This window comes from Pseudomonas sp. BT76 TE3572, from assembly GCF_050435365.1.
Classification (GTDB): domain Bacteria; phylum Pseudomonadota; class Gammaproteobacteria; order Pseudomonadales; family Pseudomonadaceae; genus Aquipseudomonas; species Aquipseudomonas fluorescens_W.
This window is the reverse complement of sequence record NZ_JBNDKE010000001.1, coordinates 6,633,127-6,653,195: the sequence shown is the minus strand read 5'-3', so window position 1 is coordinate 6,653,195 and position 20,069 is coordinate 6,633,127. Positions and strand designations below refer to the sequence as shown.

At 60.2% G+C, this 20,069-nt stretch carries 14 protein-coding genes; 8 read left to right on the top strand and 6 right to left on the bottom strand.

The genetic code is table 11. From position 1 onward, the window contains the following. On the bottom strand, positions 1-660 hold the full coding sequence (locus ABH912_RS30385; protein WP_033055671.1) for a GntR family transcriptional regulator: 660 nt from the start codon (positions 658-660) through the stop codon (positions 1-3). A gap of 266 nt (positions 661-926) precedes the next feature. On the opposite strand from ABH912_RS30385, the gene xdhA reads away from it, so the two are divergent. The 4 genes from xdhA to guaD all read left to right on the top strand — a co-directional run bounded on the left by xdhA (position 927) and on the right by guaD (position 7,051). Then, positions 927-2,381, top strand: a complete 1,455-nt coding sequence (gene xdhA / locus ABH912_RS30380) for a xanthine dehydrogenase small subunit (RefSeq protein WP_429512543.1) — start codon at positions 927-929, stop codon at positions 2,379-2,381. After that, positions 2,374-4,773 (top strand): xanthine dehydrogenase molybdopterin binding subunit, encoded by a 2,400-nt coding sequence (gene xdhB / locus ABH912_RS30375; RefSeq protein ID WP_429512542.1) that lies wholly within the window; start codon positions 2,374-2,376, stop codon positions 4,771-4,773. Before xdhA ends, xdhB begins: the two co-directional genes overlap by 8 nt. Before the next feature lie 119 nt (positions 4,774-4,892). Continuing rightward, positions 4,893-5,738 carry a xanthine dehydrogenase accessory protein XdhC gene (xdhC, locus tag ABH912_RS30370; protein WP_033055674.1) on the top strand — a complete coding sequence of 282 codons (846 nt, stop codon included), beginning with the start codon at positions 4,893-4,895 and terminating at the stop codon, positions 5,736-5,738. 8 nt (positions 5,739-5,746) lie between these two features. After that, positions 5,747-7,051, top strand: a complete 1,305-nt coding sequence (gene guaD, locus ABH912_RS30365; protein ID WP_429512540.1) for a guanine deaminase — start codon at positions 5,747-5,749, stop codon at positions 7,049-7,051. A 92-nt stretch (positions 7,052-7,143) separates the two neighbouring features. Here the strand turns inward: guaD and ABH912_RS30360 are convergent, their stop codons facing one another. Then, positions 7,144-7,908 (bottom strand): GntR family transcriptional regulator, encoded by a 765-nt coding sequence (locus ABH912_RS30360; RefSeq protein ID WP_008146364.1) that lies wholly within the window; start codon positions 7,906-7,908, stop codon positions 7,144-7,146. A 356-nt stretch (positions 7,909-8,264) separates the two neighbouring features. Between ABH912_RS30360 and ABH912_RS30355 the strand changes: the two genes are divergently transcribed. Then, positions 8,265-9,455 (top strand): benzoate/H(+) symporter BenE family transporter, encoded by a 1,191-nt coding sequence (locus tag ABH912_RS30355; RefSeq protein ID WP_429512538.1) that lies wholly within the window; start codon positions 8,265-8,267, stop codon positions 9,453-9,455. Positions 9,456-9,594: 139 nt separating this feature from the next. Here ABH912_RS30355 and ABH912_RS30350 read toward each other — a convergent pair whose 3' ends face one another. Continuing rightward, positions 9,595-9,939 (bottom strand): YggL family protein, encoded by a 345-nt coding sequence (locus tag ABH912_RS30350; protein WP_007896965.1) that lies wholly within the window; start codon positions 9,937-9,939, stop codon positions 9,595-9,597. Positions 9,940-10,172: 233 nt separating this feature from the next. Between ABH912_RS30350 and dacB the strand changes: the two genes are divergently transcribed. Continuing rightward, complete coding sequence (dacB, locus tag ABH912_RS30345) at positions 10,173-11,633, top strand: D-alanyl-D-alanine carboxypeptidase/D-alanyl-D-alanine endopeptidase (RefSeq protein WP_033055677.1); 1,461 nt, start codon at positions 10,173-10,175, stop codon at positions 11,631-11,633. Between the two features lie 114 nt (positions 11,634-11,747). On the opposite strand, the gene ABH912_RS30340 is transcribed toward dacB, so the two are convergent. Together ABH912_RS30340 and rlmKL are read right to left on the bottom strand one after the other, a co-directional pair. Continuing rightward, on the bottom strand, positions 11,748-14,147 hold the full coding sequence (locus ABH912_RS30340) for a sensor domain-containing diguanylate cyclase (protein ID WP_033055678.1): 2,400 nt from the start codon (positions 14,145-14,147) through the stop codon (positions 11,748-11,750). A gap of 142 nt (positions 14,148-14,289) precedes the next feature. Further along, entirely contained in the window at positions 14,290-16,560 is a 2,271-nt protein-coding gene (rlmKL, locus tag ABH912_RS30335; protein WP_033055679.1) for a bifunctional 23S rRNA (guanine(2069)-N(7))-methyltransferase RlmK/23S rRNA (guanine(2445)-N(2))-methyltransferase RlmL, read from the bottom strand. A 530-nt stretch (positions 16,561-17,090) separates the two neighbouring features. On the opposite strand from rlmKL, the gene rmf reads away from it, so the two are divergent. Then, positions 17,091-17,306, top strand: a complete 216-nt coding sequence (gene rmf, locus ABH912_RS30330; protein ID WP_003223300.1) for a ribosome modulation factor — start codon at positions 17,091-17,093, stop codon at positions 17,304-17,306. Between the two features lie 292 nt (positions 17,307-17,598). Here rmf and ABH912_RS30325 read toward each other — a convergent pair whose 3' ends face one another. Next, a complete protein-coding gene (locus tag ABH912_RS30325) occupies positions 17,599-18,618 on the bottom strand; it encodes a quinone-dependent dihydroorotate dehydrogenase (RefSeq protein WP_429512536.1) in 1,020 nt (339 codons plus the stop codon). A gap of 229 nt (positions 18,619-18,847) precedes the next feature. Between ABH912_RS30325 and ABH912_RS30320 the strand changes: the two genes are divergently transcribed. Then, positions 18,848-20,059 carry a CmpA/NrtA family ABC transporter substrate-binding protein gene (locus ABH912_RS30320; RefSeq protein ID WP_429512534.1) on the top strand — a complete coding sequence of 404 codons (1,212 nt, stop codon included), beginning with the start codon at positions 18,848-18,850 and terminating at the stop codon, positions 20,057-20,059. Positions 20,060-20,069: the final 10 nt, after the last annotated feature.

Genomic DNA, 20,069 nt, shown 5'->3' with positions numbered 1-20,069 from the left:
TTAAGCGTCCGTCAGGGCAGAAACCACCAGATCACTGCTGCGCTGGGCATACGCCGTCAGCACAATGCGGATCTGCGGAAAATCTCGGGCCAGCACGGCGGCGAGCAAGCGTTCGAACAGTTCGAGGAACTCGCTCATCGAGGCCTTGCGCTGTTCCAGGGCGAGGAAATACGCGCGGCTCATGGCCGGCTGCAGATTCTCGACGGTTTCCTGCAAGTACGGGTTGTTGGCGAACGGATACGCGGCGCGCATCACACTGAAGCTGTCGTCGACAAAGGTGCGAATGTCCTGGCGCTCGTAGCTGGCGGTCAGACGCTGCTGGATTTGCACGAATGGCGCCATGTCGGCCTGGACTTTCCAGCCGCTGGCCACTGCATTACCCAGCAGGATGTAAAGCTCGCTCATCAGCGTGCACAGGCTCTGGACCTTGTGAACCGTGAGCTCGGTCACGTGGGCGCCACGTCGCGGCAGGATCGCGATCAGGTGGCGGCGCTCGAGGATCAGCAAGGCTTCACGGACCGAACCGCGGCTGACATTGAGGGCCTGCGTGACCTTCTGTTCCTGGATGCGCTCCCCGGGCTTCATTTCGCCACGAATGATGCGTTCGGCGAGGTGGTGAGCAATTTGCTCGGCGAGGCTGTCCGGCGCCTTGAACGTCATGGTTGTCCTTCAAACTCTTCGATCTGCACAAGCGGCGCAGTGTAGCGCACATGAAGGGTCATGGCGGAGTGCCCACTCGGCGGTTTTTGGCACGAATCCAGCAAAAAGCAGGCTATCCCGCGAGGGTCAATAATAAAGGAACGAGTCGTTGATCGACAAAATGCTATTTCCTGACCTTTAAGTCAGAAAATCATTGACCGCAAAGTCAGACCTGATAAATTCGGTTCAAGTCGGTTAACAACAATAATGAGTCTGCGAGGCCTTCCGTGATCCAGTTTTTACTTAACCAGGAACTCCGTAGCGAGCACGCCCTGGACCCAAACCTGACCGTGCTCAATTATCTGCGCGACCATGTGGGCAAACCCGGCACCAAAGAAGGCTGCGCCAGCGGTGACTGCGGCGCCTGCACCGTGGTGGTTGGCGAGCTGCAAACGGATGACGATGGCCGCGAACACATTCGCTATCGCAGCCTCAACTCGTGCCTGACGTTCGTTTCGTCATTGCACGGCAAACAATTGATCAGCGTTGAAGACCTCAAGCACCAAGGCGAACTGCACAGCGTGCAGAAAGCCATGGTCGAGTGCCACGGGTCGCAATGCGGCTTCTGCACGCCGGGCTTCGTCATGTCGCTGTTCGCGCTGCAAAAGAACAGTGATCAACCGGATGCTCATAAAGCTCACGAAGCACTGGCCGGCAACCTCTGCCGCTGCACCGGCTATCGGCCGATTCTGGCTGCCGCCGAACAATCCTGCTGCGGCAAGCAAACGGACCAGTTCGACGCCCGTGAAGCTGACACCATCGCTCGCCTGAAGGCCATTGCCCCTACCGATATCGGCGAACTCAACAGTGGCGACAAGCGCTGCCTGGTGCCGCTGACCGTCGCCGATCTGGCTGACCTCTATGACGCTTATCCACAGGCTCGCCTGCTGGCCGGCGGCACGGATCTGGCGCTGGAAGTCACGCAGTTCCACCGCACCCTGCCGGTGATGATCTACGTCGGCAACGTCGCCGAGATGAAGCGCATCGAGCGCTTCGACGATCGCCTGGAAATCGGCGCTGCCACCGCCCTCTCCGATTGCTACGAGGCCTTGAAAACCGAGTACCCGGACTTCGGCGAATTGCTGCAACGCTTTGCTTCCCTGCAGATCCGCAACCAGGGCACCCTCGGCGGCAACATCGGCAACGCCTCACCGATCGGTGACTCCCCGCCCCTGCTGATTGCACTCGGAGCGCAGATCGTTTTGTGCAAAGGCGAAGTTCGCCGCACGATGGCGCTGGAAGATTACTTCATCGATTACCGGGTCACCGCGCGTCAGGAAAGCGAGTTCATCGAAAAGATCATCGTGCCGCGTGCCAGCGCCGAACAACTGTTCCGCGCCTACAAAGTCTCCAAGCGACTGGACGATGACATTTCCGCTGTCTGCGCCGCGTTCAACCTGCGCATCGACAACGGCGTGATCGCCGACGCCCGCGTCGCCTTCGGCGGCATGGCCGCAATCCCGAAACGTGCAAAAAACTGTGAAGCCGTTCTGCTCGGCGCCACCTGGAACAACGACACCGTCGAACGCGCCTGCGCTGCACTGGCCGAAGATTTCACGCCACTCTCGGACTTCCGCGCCAGCAAGGAATACCGCCTGCTCAGCGCGCAGAACCTGCTGCGTAAATACTTCATCGAACTGCAAACACCGCACATCGAGACTCGGGTGACCGCTTATGTCTAACCATCACGCCGTAGAGAAGACCCAGGCCGAACTGGCTGAACTGTTCGCCAAGGACCTGACCACCGGTGTCGGCCGCAGCGTCAAGCACGACAGCGCCGCCAAGCACGTGTCCGGTGAAGCGCAGTACATCGACGACCGGCTGGAATTTCCGAACCAGTTGCATGTTTACGCACGCCTGTCGGACCGCGCCCACGCGAAAATCATCAGCATCGACACCCAGCCTTGTTACGCCTTCGACGGCGTGCGCATCGCTATCACCCACAAAGACGTGCCGGGCCTGAAAGACATCGGTCCACTGATGCCGGGCGATCCGTTACTGGCCATCGATGACGTCCAGTTCGTCGGTCAAGTGGTGCTCGCCGTTGCGGCGAAGGACCTGGAAACCGCTCGCAAAGCCGCGATGGCCGCGATCATCGAATACGAAGATCTGGAACCGGTGCTGGACGTGGTCGAAGCGCTGCGCAAACGCCACTTTGTGCTCGACAGCCACACCCATCAGCGCGGTGATTCGGCCGGCGCCTTGGCCACCGCCGAACACCGCATTCAAGGCACGCTGCACATCGGCGGCCAGGAACACTTCTATCTGGAAACCCAGATCTCTTCGGTGATGCCGACTGAAGATGGCGGGATGATCGTCTACTGCTCGACGCAGAACCCCACCGAAGTGCAGAAGCTCGTCGCCGAAGTGCTCGATGTGTCGATGAACAAAATCGTCGTCGACATGCGCCGCATGGGCGGTGGTTTCGGCGGCAAGGAAACCCAGGCTGCCAGTCCGGCGTGCCTGTGCGCAGTGATCGCGCACCTCACCGGCCAGCCGACCAAAATGCGCCTGCCTCGGGTCGAAGACATGCTGATGACCGGCAAACGTCACCCGTTCTACGTCGAATACGACGTGGGCTTCGACAGCACCGGTCGGCTGCACGGTATTGCCCTGGAACTGGCCGGCAACTGCGGTTGCTCGCCGGACCTCTCGGCGTCGATTGTCGACCGCGCGATGTTCCACGCCGACAACTCGTACTACCTGGGCGACGCGACCATCAACGGTCACCGCTGCAAAACCAACACCGCGTCGAACACCGCTTACCGTGGTTTCGGCGGCCCGCAAGGCATGGTCGCCATCGAAGAAGTGATGGATGCGATTGCCCGTCATCTGGCCCTCGATCCGCTGGCGGTGCGCAAGGCCAACTACTATGGCAAGACCGAGCGCAACGTCACCCATTACTACCAGACCGTCGAGCACAACATGCTCGAGGAAATGACCGCCGAACTGGAAGAAAGCTGCCAGTACGCCGAACGCCGCGAAGCGATTCGTCGCTACAACGCCAACAGCCCGATCCTGAAAAAAGGCCTGGCGCTGACCCCGGTGAAATTCGGTATTTCCTTCACTGCCAGCTTCCTCAACCAGGCCGGTGCGCTGATCCACGTCTACACCGATGGCAGCATCCACCTGAACCATGGCGGCACCGAAATGGGCCAGGGCCTGAACACCAAAGTCGCGCAGGTCGTGGCCGAAGTGTTCCAGGTGGAAATGGACCGCGTGCAGATCACCGCGACCAACACCGACAAGGTGCCGAACACCTCTCCGACCGCCGCTTCCAGCGGTGCCGACCTGAACGGTAAAGCCGCACAGAACGCAGCGGAAATCATCAAGAAGCGCTTGGTTGAATTTGCCGCGCGGCAGTACAAGGTCAGCGAAGAGGACGTGGAATTCCACAACGGTCATGTACGCGTTCGCGATCACATCCTGACCTTCGAAGCGCTGATCCAGCAGGCGTATTTCGCTCAGGTGTCGCTGTCGAGCACCGGGTTCTACAAGACCCCGAAAATCTTCTACGACCGTAGCCAGGCGCGGGGCCGGCCGTTCTATTACTACGCCTTCGGCGCAGCGTGCTGCGAGGTGATCATCGACACCCTCACCGGCGAGTACAAAATGCTGCGCACCGACATCCTCCACGACGTCGGCGACTCGCTGAACCCGGCGATCGACATTGGTCAGGTCGAGGGTGGTTTCATCCAGGGCATGGGCTGGCTGACCATGGAAGAACTGGTGTGGAACAACAAGGGCAAACTGATGACCAATGGCCCGGCCAGCTACAAGATTCCGGCGGTGGCGGACATGCCGCTGGACCTGCGGGTGAAGCTGGTGGAAAACCGCAAGAACCCGGAAGACACGGTGTTCCATTCCAAGGCTGTGGGTGAGCCGCCGTTCATGCTCGGCATCGCCTCGTGGTGTGCGATCAAGGACGCCGTGGCGAGCCTGGGCGACTACAAGCATCAACCGAAAATCGACGCACCGGCGACACCGGAGCGGGTGTTGTGGGGCTGTGAGCAGATGCGCCAGTTGAATGCGGTGAAAGCTGCCGAAACTGAGCCGGAGCTGGCTTCGCTTTAAGACCGAGGCGCGGCCATCGCGAGCAGGGCTCACTCCTACAGGGGAATGCATTCCAAATGTAGGAGTGAGCCCTGCTCGCGATGAGGCCCGAACAGACAACAAAGATGTCGAGGTGAAACATGTACAACTGGATCGACGCCCTCGCCGACCTGCAATCCCGGGGTGAGCCCTGCGTGTTGGTGACCATCATCGAAGAGCTCGGCTCAACGCCGCGCAATGCCGGCTCGAAGATGGTCATCAGCGCCAACCAGACCTTCGACACCATCGGTGGCGGGCATCTGGAATACAAGGCCATGCAGATCGGCCGCGAGATGCTGGCCAGCGGCAAGCAGGACACCCATCTGGAGCGCTTCAGCCTAGGCGCCAGCCTCGGCCAGTGCTGCGGCGGCGTGACTGTGTTGCTGTTCGAACCGATGGGCCAGGTCCAGGCGCAGATCGCCGTGTTCGGTGCCGGCCACGTCGGTCGGGCGCTGGTGCCGCTGCTCGCCAGCCTGCCCTGCCGGGTGCGCTGGATCGACTCGCGGGAGGCCGAATTCCCGGAACAAATCCCCCACGGTGTGCGCAAAATCGTCACCGAAGAACCAGTGGACGAAGTCGACGACCTGCCTGCCGGCAGCTACTGCATCGTCATGACCCACAATCACCAGCTCGACCTCGAACTCACCGCCGCGATCCTCAAGCGCAACGACTTCGCCTACTTCGGCCTTATCGGCTCGAAGACCAAACGGGTGAAGTTCGAACACCGCTTGCGTGACCGTGGTTTCGACAGCGCCGTGCTGCAACGCATGCGCTGCCCGATGGGCATCGGCGAAGTCAAAGGCAAGTTGCCTGTGGAAATCGCCATCTCCATCGCCGGCGAAATCATCGCCACCTATAACGCCAATTTCGGCCAGCAAACTGCCAGCGCCGGATCATCGATTGCCAAATTGCTGCCCGCGTCACGCCGCAGCCAAGCTTCCAATTGAGAACTCACATGCCTCTGACACGCAAAGCCTACCGCGCCGCCATTCTGCACAGCATCGCCGACCCCGCCGAAGTGGGCATCGAAGCGTCTTATGAGTATTTCGAAGACGGCCTGCTGGTGGTTGATAACGGCCAGATCAGCGCCCTTGGTCACGCCAGCGACTTGCTGCCGACCCTGCCGGCCGACATCGAGATCACCCATTATCAGGACGCGCTGATCACCCCAGGCTTCATCGATACCCACATTCACTTGCCGCAAACCGGCATGGTCGGCGCCTACGGCGAGCAGTTGCTGGACTGGCTCAACACCTACACTTTCCCGTGCGAAAGCCAGTTTGCCGACAAGGCTCACGCTGACGAAGTCGCGGGCATTTTCATCAAGGAACTGCTGCGCAACGGCACCACCACCGCGTTGGTCTTCGGCAGCGTGCACCCGCAGTCGGTGAACTCGTTCTTCGAGGCCGCCGAACAGCTGGACCTGCGGATGATCGCCGGCAAGGTGATGATGGACCGCAACGCGCCGGACTACCTGACCGACAGCGCCGAATCCAGCTACGTGGAAAGCAAGGCGCTGATCGAACGCTGGCACGGCAAGGGCCGGTTGCACTACGCGGTCACCCCGCGCTTTGCACCGACCAGCACCCCTGAACAGCTGACTCTCGCCGGCCAGTTGCTCAGCGAATTCCCTGACGTGTACATGCAGACCCACATCAGCGAAAACCTCAAGGAAGTCGAGTGGGTCAAGGAGCTGTTCCCGGAGCGCAAGGGTTACCTGGACGTCTACGACCACTACAAACTGCTCGGCGAGCGCTCGGTGTTCGCCCATGGCGTGCACCTGTGCGACGACGAGTGCGCGCGGCTGGCGGAAACCGGCTCGGCCATCGCCTTCTGTCCAACGTCGAACTTTTTCCTCGGCAGCGGCCTGTTCAACCTGCCGATGGCCGAGAAGCACAAGTTGAATGTCGGCCTCGGTACGGACGTCGGTGGCGGCACCAGTTTCTCGCTGCTGCAAACCTTGAACGAAGCCTACAAAGTCATGCAGATGCAAGGCGCGCGACTGAGCCCATTCAAATCGCTGTACCTGGCCACCCTCGGCGGCGCTCGCGCGCTGCGGCTGGAAGACAAGATCGGCACCCTGCAACCGGGCACTGATGCGGACTTCCTGGTGCTGGACTACAACGCCACGCCGCTGCTGAGCTATCGCTTGAAGCAGGCCAATAACATTGCCGAGACGTTGTTTGTATTGATGACGCTGGGGGATGACCGGACGGTGTTGCAGACGTATGCGGCGGGGAATCAGGTGCATCAGCGCTAGGTTTTTCGGGCATAAAAAAATCCCCCATCGTTTTACAGCCTGGGGGATTTTTTGTGTTGTTGAGGTCGCCTTCGCAAGCAAGCCGCGGTGTGTCAGAGTTTCGCAGCAGGCCGCCCTGGCTTCTTGGTCTGCAACAAATGCGAAAACACCGCATGCAAATCATCCGACGCGCTTTCTTCGTCGAGGTTGAGTTTGCTGTCGATGTGATCCATGTGATGCATCATCAGGTCCACCGCCAGCTCGGCGTTGCGCGCTTCGATGGCGTCGATCAGCTGGGTGTGCTCGTCGTAGGAACAGTGGGAGCGATTGCCGCTTTCATACTGGGCAATGATCAACGAAGTCTGGGACACCAGGCTGCGCTGGAAGCTGATCAGTGGCGCGTTTTTCGCCGCTTCGGCCAGCTTCAAGTGGAACTCGCCCGACAGACGAATACCGGCGCCGCGATCACCACGGGAGAAGCTGTCGCGCTCGTCGTTGACCATCTGGCGCAACTCGGCAATCTGCTCGGCAGTGGCATGCTGCACCGCCAACTCAGTAATCGCACGCTCCACCAGACGCCGGGCCATGAACACCTGACGAGCCTCTTCGACACTCGGGCTGGCGACGACAGCGCCACGGTTCGGACGCAGCAGCACGACGCCTTCATGGGCCAGGCGCGACAGCGCGCGGCGAATGATGGTGCGACTGACCCCGAAAATTTCCCCCAGCGCTTCTTCGCTCAACTTGGTACCGGGCGCCAGACGCTGTTCGAGGATGGCCTCGAAGATATGCGCATAGACAATATCGTCCTGGGTACCGCTGCGGCCGGCTTTGCCTGCTCGCGGTTGTTTCTTTAGGGGTTGCAACTGTTCGTTCATGGGCACTCGAGTCGGAAGAACTGCGGCGAATTGACCGTGACTGTAATACGGCACAGAGGGTCGCTGGCAAGTATCGCGTAAAAAACACTGCGATTGTACACAATGGAGGGTGGCAACACGACTGTACGGCTGTTTGTCACTTCCGCTGTATTGCAACGATTCCTTACGTTTGAGTTTAGGCTTGATCACAGAATCCGCCTTTTGCGCACAATCCCCTGTAGGAGTGAGCCTGCTCGCGATAGCGGTGGATCAGTCGACAACATTGTTGCCTGACACTCCGCTATCGCGAGCAGGCTCACTCCTACAGGTTTTGCGCTATTGCAGACATCTTCATCTGTATAAGGAACACCGCTGTCATGAACGACATCACGCACACGCAGCTCCGCCCTTTTGCCGATACGTCGCCTTCTGCGATCGTTGCCGGCTTCATCGCGATGATGACCGGTTACACCAGCTCGCTGGTCCTGATGTTCCAGGCCGGGCAAGCGGCGGGGCTGACCAGCGGGCAGATTTCCTCGTGGATCTGGGCGATCTCGATTGGCATGGCGGTGTGCTCGATTGGCCTGTCTCTGCGTTATCGCACGCCAATCACCATCGCCTGGTCGACCCCCGGCGCGGCGTTGCTGATTACCAGTCTGGGCGGCGTGACCTACGGCGAAGCCATTGGCGCCTACATGACCTGCGCGGTGCTGGTGACGATTTGTGGTTTGACCGGCAGCTTCGAGCGGCTGGTGAAAAAGATTCCGGCGTCATTGGCGGCGGCTTTGCTGGCGGGGATTCTGTTCAAGATCGGCAGCGAAATCTTCGTCGCCGCGCAGCATCGCACCGCGCTGGTATTGGGCATGTTCTTCACTTATCTGGTGGTCAAACGCCTGTCGCCGCGTTATGCCGTATTGGCCGCGCTGTTGATCGGCACGGCGCTCTCAGGGTTCATGGGCCTGCTGGACTTCAGCGGTTTCCATCTGGAAGTGGCGACGCCGGTCTGGACTACGCCGCACTTCTCCTTGGCGGCGACCATCAGCATTGGCATTCCGCTGTTCGTGGTGGCCATGACCTCGCAGAACATGCCCGGCATTGCCGTGCTGCGCGCCGACGGTTACACCGTGCCGGCCTCGCCGCTGATCACCACCACCGGCATCGCTTCGTTGCTGCTGGCGCCGTTCGGTTCCCACGGGATCAACCTGGCAGCCATCAGCGCGGCGATTTGCACCGGGCCGCATGCCCATGAAGATCGCAACAAGCGCTACACAGCGGCCGTCTGGTGCGGGGTTTTCTACGGGATCGCCGGGGTGTTCGGCGCGACGCTGGCGGCGTTGTTTGCCGCGCTGCCTAAAGAATTGGTGCTGTCGATTGCGGCGCTGGCGTTGTTCGGCTCGATCATCAATGGCTTGAGCATCGCCATGAGCGAAGTGAAGGAACGTGAGGCAGCACTGATTACCTTTATGGTCACGGCGTCGGGGCTGACGCTGTTTTCCATCGGTTCGGCGTTCTGGGGGATTGTGGCGGGGGTGTTGACGCTGGTGATTCTGAATTGGCGCAAAAGCTAAAAGCTCGCAGCCTCGTTTCACTCGACAGCTGCTACATGGATTGCATTGCCCTGTAGCAGCTGTCGAGTGAAACGAGGCTGCGATCCTTTGATCGTCACAAAAAAAAACGGCGACCCTTGGGTCGCCGTTTTTTACAACATCAAGCTACCGGATTGATCGGCTTTTCCGGGTACCAGACGTCGATCAGCGGGCTGACGGTTGCTTCAGTCAGTTCGCTGCGGCCTTTGAGCCAGGCTTCAACAGCGGCACGCTGCTCTTCGGACACCGAGCCACGCTTCTGCAGGCAAACCAGACCGAAGTCGTCGCCGCCAACATAGCCCAGACCGTTGGCTTCCATGGCTTCTTTCAGGAACGCGTCGAGGAAAGCATCAATGGCTTCATCAGCCAAATCTTCTTTGAAATCCAGGTTCAGTTCGAAACCCAGCTCTTGAAATTCATCGACGCACAGTTTTTTGCGCAGACGCTGGGAACGGTTAGTCGCCATTGGAACAATCCTCATAAGTAATAACGGGCGGCACTTTAGCAGTTTAAGGCGCCGATTGCCCGTTTCTCTGGGCTGCAAGCCTTACCGTCGGTAAAAAATAGCGGATTAGAAGGCCAGGGCACGGCACAAGTCACTACACCTTGGGGCATAATGCCGACACTTTCATGACCACTGAGGGAATTTATCTTCATGCCCTCGTTTTTTTCCCCCTCGGCTGTAGGGTTTTATTTCACATGATCAAATCTTTGCGTCCATTGCTACTGGCCGGTTTTCTGCTCCCGCTGGCCTTCTCTGTCTCCGCCGCCCCGATCAACACCTCGCTGTCGCCCAACGTTGAAAAAGCCCTCAAGGCCAGCAAGATGCAGGACAACGCCCTGTCGCTGGTGATGATCCCGCTCAACGGCCCCGGCACCCCGACGATTTTCAACGCTGACGTCTCCGTCAATCCGGCCTCGACCATGAAACTGGTCACCACGTACGCGGCGCTGGAAATGCTCGGCCCGAACCACCAGTGGAAAACCGAGTTCTACACCGACGGCACCCTCAGCGGCGGCATCCTCAACGGTAACCTCTACCTCAAGGGTGGCGGCGATCCGAAACTGAACATGGAAAAACTCTGGTTGCTGATGCGTGACCTGCGCGCCAACGGTGTGACGCAAATCACCGGCGACCTGGTGCTGGACCGCAACTTCTTCGTACAACCGCAATTGCCGCAGTTCAACGACGACGGTAATGACGATAACAAGCCGTTCCTGGTCAAACCCGACGCGCTGATGGTCAACCTCAAGGCCCTGCGCTTTGTGGCGCGCAACGACAACGGCCGGGTGCTGATTTCGGTAGAACCGCCGATTGCCACCATTCGCATCGAAAACCAGGTCAAAGCCGTCAACTCCAAGCAATGCACCGGTGGCGTGCGTTACAACCCGGTGACCCAGGCCGATGGCAGCGTGACCGTAACGGTCGGCGGCCAGTTGGGCGAGGGCTGCAGTTCCCAGACTTACCTGTCGCTGCTCGACCACGCGACCTACACCGCAGGCGCCGTGCGAGCGATCTGGAAGGAACTGGGAGGCAGCATTCAGGGGGTGGACCGTCTGGCGCCAACACCTAAAGACGCCAAGGTCCTGGCTCGGGCCTTCTCGCCGGACCTGGCGGAAATCATCCGCGACATCAACAAATACAGTAACAACACCATGGCCCAGCAGCTGTTCCTGAGCCTGGGTGCGCAGTTCCGCACCGAGGCCGACGGTGACGATGCCAAGGCTGCACAGCGTGTCGTGCGTCAGTGGCTGGCGAAGAAAGGCATCACCGCACCGCACCTGGTGATGGAGAACGGTTCCGGGCTGTCCCGTGCGGAACGGGTGAGTGCGCGTGAAATGGCCGGCATGCTGCAAGCGGCCTGGAAAAGCCCGTATTCGGCCGAGTTCATCAGCTCGATGCCGATTGCCGGCACCGACGGCACCATGCGCAAACGCCTGAAGACCACGGCGATGCGCGGTGAAGCGCACATCAAGACCGGCACCTTGAATACTGTGCGGGCGATTGCCGGCTTCAGCCGCGACATCAACGGCAATACCTGGGCGGTAGTGGCGATCCTCAACGACAAGGCACCGTTTGGCGCGTCGTCGGTGCTCGATCAAGTGCTGCTGGACCTGTATCGCCAGCCGAAACTGCCGGAAACGGCTTCGGTGCTGTAACCCCCGAAATCAAAAGATCGCAGCCTGCGGCAGCTCCTACAGGTGTACACATAACCCTGTAGGAGCTGCCGCAGGCTGCGATCTTTTCAATTCACTCAAGATCTCCCGGCAGGGTTAGCTCATCTCTCCTTCTACCCGATCCCGTCCTGCCAGTTTCGCCGCATACACCCCCGAATCCGCACGCAGCAGCAGCGCATCCGCGCCCTCCCCGACTTGCCAACTGGCAATCCCGAAACTGGCGGTCACGGTCCCGACGCCTTCGATCGGCGAACTGCGCAACCCTTGCCATAGCTGCAAGGCCAGGACGTGCGCCTGCTCGCCGTTGATGTCCGGGCAGAGCACCATGAACTCCTCGCCACCCAGGCGACAGAATACGTCTGTGCGGCGCAGCCGATGGCCGATGCGTTCGCACACGATCTGCAACACCCGATCGCCGACTGCGTGGCCGTGCTGGTCATTGATGCGTTTGAAGTGGTCGATATCGAGCATGATCACCGACAGTTCGCCACCGCCGCGTTCGACCCGGCCCATTTCGGTGGTCAGGCGTTCCTGGAAATAGCGGCGGTTGTGGATCCCGGTCAGGGAGTCGGTGATCGATAGCGCCCGCAGTTCTTCTTCCACCCGTTTCAAGTCGGAGATGTCCGAGACATAGCCGTGCCAGAGCACGCCGCCACCGGGCAATTCCTCCGGTGTCGCCTCGCCGCGAACCCAACGCAGGCCGCGCAGGGGCAACTGCACGCGGTATTCCTCGCGCCAAGGGCTGAGGGTGTCCGCCGACGCCCGGATCGAGGCACGGACGCGGGTGGTGTCCTGCGGATGAATCCGCGTGAAAATCGCTTCGGCGTTGAGCAACAACACATCCGGTTCAAGTTCGTAGATCTCACGAATACCGTCGCTGGCGTAGATCACACTGAAGCGCCCATCGAATTCCATTTTGAATTGGTAGATCCCGCCGGGTACATGAGCGCTGAGTTTCTTCAGCAACAAATCCCGTGCCGCCAAGGCCTCGTGGACGCGCTTGCGTTCAGTGATGTCGATGCAGATCGCCAGGTGCCCGACCCACAAGCCTTGCTCGTCGAGGACCGGGGTCGCCAGCATGTTCACCGTCAAATGGCTGCCGTCGCTACGCAGCAGCGTCCATTCCCGCGCTTCGTGACCGCCCTCCTCGCCGCCCTCGACCAACATCGCCTGGCAGGTCGGAATCGGTTTGCCATAACGCGCACTCAACTCCGCCGAACGTGCCATGAGTTCTCGGGGCAGGTGCAGGTTTTCCAGGGTCATGTGGCCCACCACCTCGGTGCTGGTGTAGCCAAGCATTTGCTCGGCACCGGCATTAAAGGTGCGGATAACCCCGCGCAGGTCAGTGGCGATGATCGCCACTTGGGTCGCGGCATTCAGCACGCCACGCAACTGGCCATGGGTGCCGCGCAACTCCTGCTCGCGGGCGCGCAGTTCCTGGGTCCGTTGCTCGACCATTTTCAGCGCCCGTCGACGCTGACTGACCAGCACATAGAGCAAGGCACTGAGCAACAGACTGAGCAAGCCGCCCAGCACCACGAGGCTGGTCACCGAAGAGTGGTTGGCTCGCAGGAAGGCTTCGCTGGGCTGGATGTCGACTTGATAGTCATGGTCGGCAAGCCGCAACAGGCGCGTCGCCGACAACTCACTGGGCGCCGGCGTGTTGGGCGACTCATAAAGCACTTCGTGCTGATCATCTGTGGATAAGTCGAGGATGCGCACCGAAAGATAGTCACGGCCAACGTCCGGCAGTCCATCCGCCAGCAACTGATGCATGCTGATCACCGCCATGACATAACCGTACGATTTCACCCCCGCCGTAGCCGGACTACTGCGCCGCAACACCGGTGCGGCCAGCAGCACGCCGCGCGCGTAGGCCGGTTCGATATTGACCAGATGCATCGGCTGCGATACCGCCATGCCGCCGAGCTGATCGGCCCGTTCAAGGGTGGAACGGCGCAAGGGTTGAGCCCACAAGTCGTAGCCCAGCGGCGAACCCAGTTTGCTTTGGGTCTGGCTATACAGCACCGCCACGTACTCATCCCGTTCGGCCGCCAGTTGCAGTTGGCCGTCGGCATTGAGTTCGCGCAAGGTGAAGTCGGTCAAACCCTCTGCACGCACCTGGCGTTCGAATTCCGCTCGTTCGGCACCGGTTACTCGCTTGGCGAAGGAATAGGCCTGAGTCCGGTGCAGCAGCGGCTGGGTGTAACCGTCGAACTCCGCGCGGGAGACCGAATCGGAATTGGCAAAGAACCGGCGCAGGCCATCGAGGCGCTGCTCCTGATCTTCGAAGCGCTCTTCGATACGGCTGTAACGTTCACTGGCCAGCAGTTGGAAACGTTGCCGCAATTGATGGTGGAACAGATTCAGCGTCGACCACGCCAGCAATCCCGTGAGAATCCCGCCGACAACCAATACCAGCAGAGCGACCAGCCAGGCCGAGACATCTTCACTGATAAAACCCAGGATCTTGGGGCGCACGGCGTGCAACGACATAGACGCAACTCAAAACGCCAGGTGCGGGAAAGCCCATTGGCCATGCGTTGAGTTATAGCTATTAGCCATCAATTTGACCAGCACAGAAAGAAGCCAAGAGCCTTTAAAAATCAAGGCTCTGTGGATCCAATTCCCTCAAGTGTCAACGCGCCGTGATTTTCCATGCGCGGTGGATCTTGCCATTACGGGCGAAATCCGGATCGATGGTCTGGGCGGTGATTTCCTCGACCGCATAACGCTCGGCAAGGTTTTCCTCAAGCTGGAACTTGCGGAAGTTGTTGGAGAAGTACAACACGCCGCCCGGGGCCAGACGCGCCATGGCCAGGTCGATCAATTGCACCTGGTCACGCTGTACGTCGAAGATCCCTTCCATGCGCTTGGAGTTGGAGAACGTCGGCGGATCGATGAAGATCAGGTCGTACTCGTCACGGCAGGCATCGAGCCAGGCCATCACGTCGCCCTGCTCCAGACGGTTCTTCTCGGAGAAACCGTTCAGCGACAGGTTGCGACGCGCCCAGTCCAGATAGGTTTTCGACAGGTCGACGCTGGTGGTGCTGCGCGCACCGCCCTTGGCTGCGTGAACACTGGCGGTTGCGGTGTAGCTATACAGGTTGAGGAAGCGCTTGCCGGCCGCCTCTTTCTGGATCCGCATACGCATCGGCCGGTGATCGAGGAACAGCCCGGTGTCGAGGTAATCCGTGAGGTTCACCAGCAGCTTCACGCCACCTTCGTTGACCTCGACGAACTTGCCCTGTGCCGCTTGGCGTTCGTACTGCTTGGTGCCGCTCTGACGCTCGCGACGCTTGACCACCACGCGGCTCTTGTCGATGTTCAGGGCCTGCGGAATGGCGGCCAGGGCATCGAACATGCGCGCCGAGGCTTTTTCCGGATCGATGGATTTCGGCGCGGCGTATTCCTGGACGTGGACCCAATCCTGATACAGGTCGATGGCCATGGAGTATTCCGGCATGTCGGCATCGTAGACGCGGTAGCAGTCGATGCCTTCACGCTTGACCCACTTGCCGAGGGCCTTGAGGTTCTTTTGCAGGCGGTTGGCGAACATCTGCCCGCCTTCGCTCAAGCGCGGTTGCTCGATCACTACCGGTGCCGGTTTGATCGGGTTGCCGTTCTTGTTGTACTTCTCGTACTTGCCCGGTGCTACGTCGTTGTCTGCGACTTCGACTTCGGCTTGCTCGCGCTCGACCTGACGCTGTTCCGGAGTGCGACGTTCGCCAGTGACGAACTGGTCCGGCGTGACCTTGATCAGCAGCAATTTGCACGGCAACGCGCCGTTCCAGAACGAATACTGTTTGTGGCTGCGGATGCCCATGCGCTTGCCCAGGTCCGGGGCGCCGGTGAATACCGCGGCTTCCCAGTTCAGGCAGGCCTGACGCAGACGTTCGCCGAGGTTCTGGTAGAGATAGAGCAAGCTCGCTTCATCACCCAGACGTTCGCCGTACGGTGGGTTGCAGATCACCAGGCCTTTCTGGTTCTGGTCCGGACGCGGCTCGAACGTCCCGACTTCGCCCTGGTAGATCTTGATCCACTCGCTCAGGCCGGCACGTTCGACGTTGTTGCGACCCGGTTGAATCAGGCGCGGATCGGCTTCGTAACCGCGAATCCACAGCGGTGGCTTGGCCAGACCGGCCGCGCAACGCTCAGTGGCTTCTTCGTGAAGCTTTTTCCACAGCGCCGGGACGTGACCGAGCCAAGCCGTGAAACCCCACTGCTCGCGACGCAGGTTCGGCGCCATGTCGGCGGCGATCATCGCGGCTTCGACGAGGAACGTACCGACACCGCACATCGGGTCAGCCAGCGCGCCGCCATCGGCCGCAATGCGCGGCCAGCCGGAACGGATCAAGATCGCGGCCGCGAGGTTTTCCTTCAGCGGCGCCGCGCCCTGCTGCAAGCGATAGCCGCGCTGGTGCAGGCTGTGACCGGAGAGGTCGAGGGACAGGATCGCTTCGCCACGGTCCAGGCGCAGGTGAATGCGCAGGTCCGGGTTGAGCTTGTCGATGGAAGGACGGTCGCCCTGCGGCGTGCGCAGTTTGTCGACGATGGCGTCCTTGACCTTCAACGCGCCGAAGTGGGTGTTGTCGATGCCCGAGCCATGACCGCTGAACTCAACGGCCAGGGTGCCATCGTTGAGCATGTGGTCTTGCCACTCGATATCGAGTACGCCGTGATAAAGGTCTTCGGCGTCCTTCATCGGGAAACGCTTGAGTACCAGCAGCACCCGGTTCGCCAGACGCGACCACAGGCACAGGCGATAAGCGGTTTCCATGGTGGCCATGCCGCGCACAGCCGAGGTGTGCTCACGCGCTTCCTCAAGGCCAAGCCCGACGGCTTCCTCGATGAGCAGGCCTTCAAGGCCTTTGGGGCAAGTGAGGAAGAGTTCGAAACGATCGGACATGGTAATTCCAGAGCCTTTAGCTAAGTGAACCGGCAACGCATTGCCGGCCCGGTTTTCAATCAGGCGCTTTTCTAAAAGAGCGCCCGCGTGGCACGAAGGTGTGCCGTCCCACCCCTGCAAGCTCGGGTTAAAAGAGCTTAGATGCAAAGACAGATAAAAAAGTTGATGCAACAAAATGTCATAAGTCGACCCTTCGTCGAATAGTCCCCCTGCTCAACAGGAGGCATTCTCACTAAAGGATTAACCCCATCATGCAGCGAGGGGCTGATCATACCGGGGTTTTGCCAATAAACACGGGACAACATGGTGTTACTTATCGCCATACCATCTTTATCGTTACGTCCTTATGACAAAACGATCATTCCCTCGATGTGACGCATTGGTTAGAACTCAATACAGGTTGACGCCGCAATGACGTCAACACCTTGGCTTGCGACGCCGGCAGCAAGCCCCAACGGCAGGAGTTTTTCTGCCAGACCTCAATTGAGGTCGACGCGATAAATACAGTCAACAAGTGAGGGCAACACCCTATGAGAAGACTTAAGCGTGATCCGTTGGAAAGAGCATTTTTGCGCGGATATCAATATGGCGTTGGTGGCAAATCCCGTGAGCTTTGCCCATTTACTCTACCGTCGGTACGCCAAGCCTGGATTAACGGCTGGCGAGAAGGACGCGGCGACAACTGGGACGGTATGACCGGCACTGCGGGAATCCATAGACTCAACGAACTTCACGCCGTCGGCTAACACAGGGCACACACTCCGACACGACAATCTGATTACGTAACGACTTACCACGCACGCCCCATCCGGGCGGCGGGCTTCGGCCCAGGGGCACCTTCGAGGTGCCCTTTTTTATGCCTGCTTTTCGCCGAAATACAATTCCTTTGTAGCAGCTGCCGAGCACCGCGAGGTTGCGTTCGGCGGCGAAGCCGTCGTGAAATCAGACACCTCGGTCTTGCAGATACACTGTGCATGCAGGGTTTACGACGGCTTCGCCGCCGAACGCAGCCTCGCGTTGCTCGGCAGCTGCTACAGGTCAGCGCAATGCGGCGATGGCGTCGACGGACTCACGAATAAGCGCCGGTCCTTTATAGATGAAGCCGGAATAGAGCTGCACCAGGCTGGCACCCGCGGCGATTTTCTCAGCTGCGTGCTTGCCTTCGGTGATGCCGCCCACGGCGATGATCGGCAAGCGACCGGTCAATTCGGCCGCCAGCACCTTCACGGTGTGGGTGCTCTTGTCGCGAACCGGTGCGCCGGACAAACCGCCCGCCTCGTCACCGTGCTCCATGCCTTCTACGCCGACGCGGCTCAGGGTGGTGTTGGTGGCGATCACCGCGTCCATCCCGGTTTCGATCAGCGCTTGCGCGACCTGAGCGGTTTCTTCGTCGGTCATGTCCGGTGCAATCTTGATCGCCAGTGGTACATGTTTGCCATGACGCAGCGCCAGTTCAGCGCGGCGCGTCGCCAGGTCGGCCAACAATTGCTTCAGCGAATCGCCGAATTGCAGGCTGCGCAGGCCCGGGGTGTTCGGCGAACTGACGTTGACCGTCACGTAGCTGGCGTGGGCGTAGACCTTGTCCAGGCAGATCAGGTAGTCATCGACCGCCCGCTCAACCGGGGTATCGAAGTTCTTGCCGATATTGATGCCCAGCACGCCCTTGAACTTGGCCGCCGCCACTCGAGCCAGCAGGTGATCGACGCCGAGGTTGTTGAACCCCATGCGGTTGATGATCGCCTCGGCATCCGGCAGACGGAAAATCCGTGGCTTCGGGTTGCCCGGCTGCGGACGCGGGGTGATGGTGCCGATTTCGACAAAGCCAAAACCCAGTTGCGCAAAACCGTCGATGGCCGCGCCGTTCTTGTCCAGACCGGCCGCCAGACCCACCGGGTTCGGGAAGTCCAGGCCCATGACGGTCACCGGCATTTTCGCCGGGGCCTTGCACAGCAAGCCGTTGAGGCCCAAACGCCCGCCCGCGCCGATCAGGTCCAGGGACAGATCGTGGGAGGTTTCCGGGGAAAGTTTGAACAACAGCTGACGGGCCAGGGTGTACATGGGCGGGTTTGACTCTGGGCTACGAAAAGTGGCGGCGATTATAGCCGGGCATCGGGGTTGCAGGCGAGGCGCGCGACAAAATCAGCATGCGATGGCATATGCCTTGCACCGTCACTCACATCAGCACTCATGCCAACGGCGGGATGAGTCGAAAGACAAAGGCGTCGTCACTTGGCCTTGCCCTGGCAAGCAGCCCGGTCCGGCGCTTTTTTATGGAAGGTGTTTACTGATGATTGAAGTTCCAGCCAACCCTCTGGCCTGGGTCAACGGCAGCGATGCCCCGGAAAAGACCGAAATCAACCTCGGTTTCATCGCCCTGAGCGACTGCGCCTCGGTAGTCGTCGCGGCCACGCAGGGCTTCGCCCAACCTTATGGCCTGACCCTGAACCTCAAGCGCCAGTCGTCCTGGGCCAACCTGCGGGACAAACTGGTCAGTGGCGAACTCGATGCCGCGCACAGCCTGTACGGTTTGATCTACGCCGTGCATTTGGGCATCGGCGGTGTCGCGTCGACCGACATGGCGGTGCTCATGGGCCTGAATCAGAATGGCCAGAGCATCAACCTGTCCCATGGCTTACAGACTTTAGGCGTGACCAGTCCTGAAGCACTGGAACGGCACGTGCACCAAAGTCGCCCAAAACTCACCTTCGCCCAGACATTTCCTACGGGCACCCACGCCATGTGGCTGTATTACTGGCTCGCGAGTCAAGGTATCCATCCGTTGCAGGACGTCGACAGCGTGGTCGTGCCGCCGCCGCAAATGGTCGCGCACCTGCAAGCCGGGCGCATCGACGGCTTCTGCGTCGGCGAGCCATGGTCCGCGAGCGCGGTGCAGCAGAGCCTGGGGTTCACGATGGCGACCACTCAGACCATCTGGCCCGATCACCCGGAAAAAGTCCTCGGTTGCACCCGCGCCTTTGTCGAGCAATACCCCAACACCGCACGGGCGCTGGTGATGGCGATTCTGGAGGCCAGTCGCTTCATCGAAGAAAGCACCGAGAATCGCCGCAGCACCGCGAAGCTGTTGAGCGCGCCGCAATACCTCGACGCGCCACTCGACTGCATCGAACCGCGATTGCTCGGTGACTACGCCGATGGCTTGGGTAATCGCTGGCAGGACCCGCACGCACTGCGTTTCCATGGTGATGGCGAGGTCAACTTGCCGTATCTGTCCGATGGCATGTGGTTCATGACCCAGTTCCGCCGTTGGGGTTTGTTGCGCGACGACCCGGACTACCTGGGCGTGGCCCGTCAGGTCCAGCAACTAGACTTGTATCGAGAGGCCGCCACTGCTGTCGGTGTGGCCACGAGTGATCAGCCAATGCGCAGCAGCCAGTTGATCGACGGCAAGGTCTGGGACGGCTCGGACCCGGTCGGCTATGCCCGCAGTTTCAAGCTGCACGCCATGAGCGACAGCTCGCCCCTTCTCGCCAGCCGCTGACAGGAGACTA

What these genes read in the sequence shown, in the direction of transcription:
- ABH912_RS30385 (WP_033055671.1), bottom strand. Translation starts at nt 660, where the DNA reads ATGACGTTCAAGGCGCCGGACAGCCTCGCCGAGCAAATTGCTCACCAC.
- xdhB (WP_429512542.1), top strand. Translation starts at nt 2,374, where the DNA reads ATGTCTAACCATCACGCCGTAGAGAAGACCCAGGCCGAACTGGCTGAA.
- xdhC (WP_033055674.1), top strand. Translation starts at nt 4,893, where the DNA reads ATGTACAACTGGATCGACGCCCTCGCCGACCTGCAATCCCGGGGTGAG.
- guaD (WP_429512540.1), top strand. Translation starts at nt 5,747, where the DNA reads ATGCCTCTGACACGCAAAGCCTACCGCGCCGCCATTCTGCACAGCATC.
- ABH912_RS30360 (WP_008146364.1), bottom strand. Translation starts at nt 7,908, where the DNA reads ATGAACGAACAGTTGCAACCCCTAAAGAAACAACCGCGAGCAGGCAAA.
- ABH912_RS30355 (WP_429512538.1), top strand. Translation starts at nt 8,265, where the DNA reads ATGAACGACATCACGCACACGCAGCTCCGCCCTTTTGCCGATACGTCG.
- ABH912_RS30350 (WP_007896965.1), bottom strand. Translation starts at nt 9,939, where the DNA reads ATGGCGACTAACCGTTCCCAGCGTCTGCGCAAAAAACTGTGCGTCGAT.
- dacB (WP_033055677.1), top strand. Translation starts at nt 10,173, where the DNA reads ATGATCAAATCTTTGCGTCCATTGCTACTGGCCGGTTTTCTGCTCCCG.
- ABH912_RS30340 (WP_033055678.1), bottom strand. Translation starts at nt 14,147, where the DNA reads ATGTCGTTGCACGCCGTGCGCCCCAAGATCCTGGGTTTTATCAGTGAA.
- rlmKL (WP_033055679.1), bottom strand. Translation starts at nt 16,560, where the DNA reads ATGTCCGATCGTTTCGAACTCTTCCTCACTTGCCCCAAAGGCCTTGAA.
- rmf (WP_003223300.1), top strand. Translation starts at nt 17,091, where the DNA reads ATGAGAAGACTTAAGCGTGATCCGTTGGAAAGAGCATTTTTGCGCGGA.
- ABH912_RS30325 (WP_429512536.1), bottom strand. Translation starts at nt 18,618, where the DNA reads ATGTACACCCTGGCCCGTCAGCTGTTGTTCAAACTTTCCCCGGAAACC.
- ABH912_RS30320 (WP_429512534.1), top strand. Translation starts at nt 18,848, where the DNA reads ATGATTGAAGTTCCAGCCAACCCTCTGGCCTGGGTCAACGGCAGCGAT.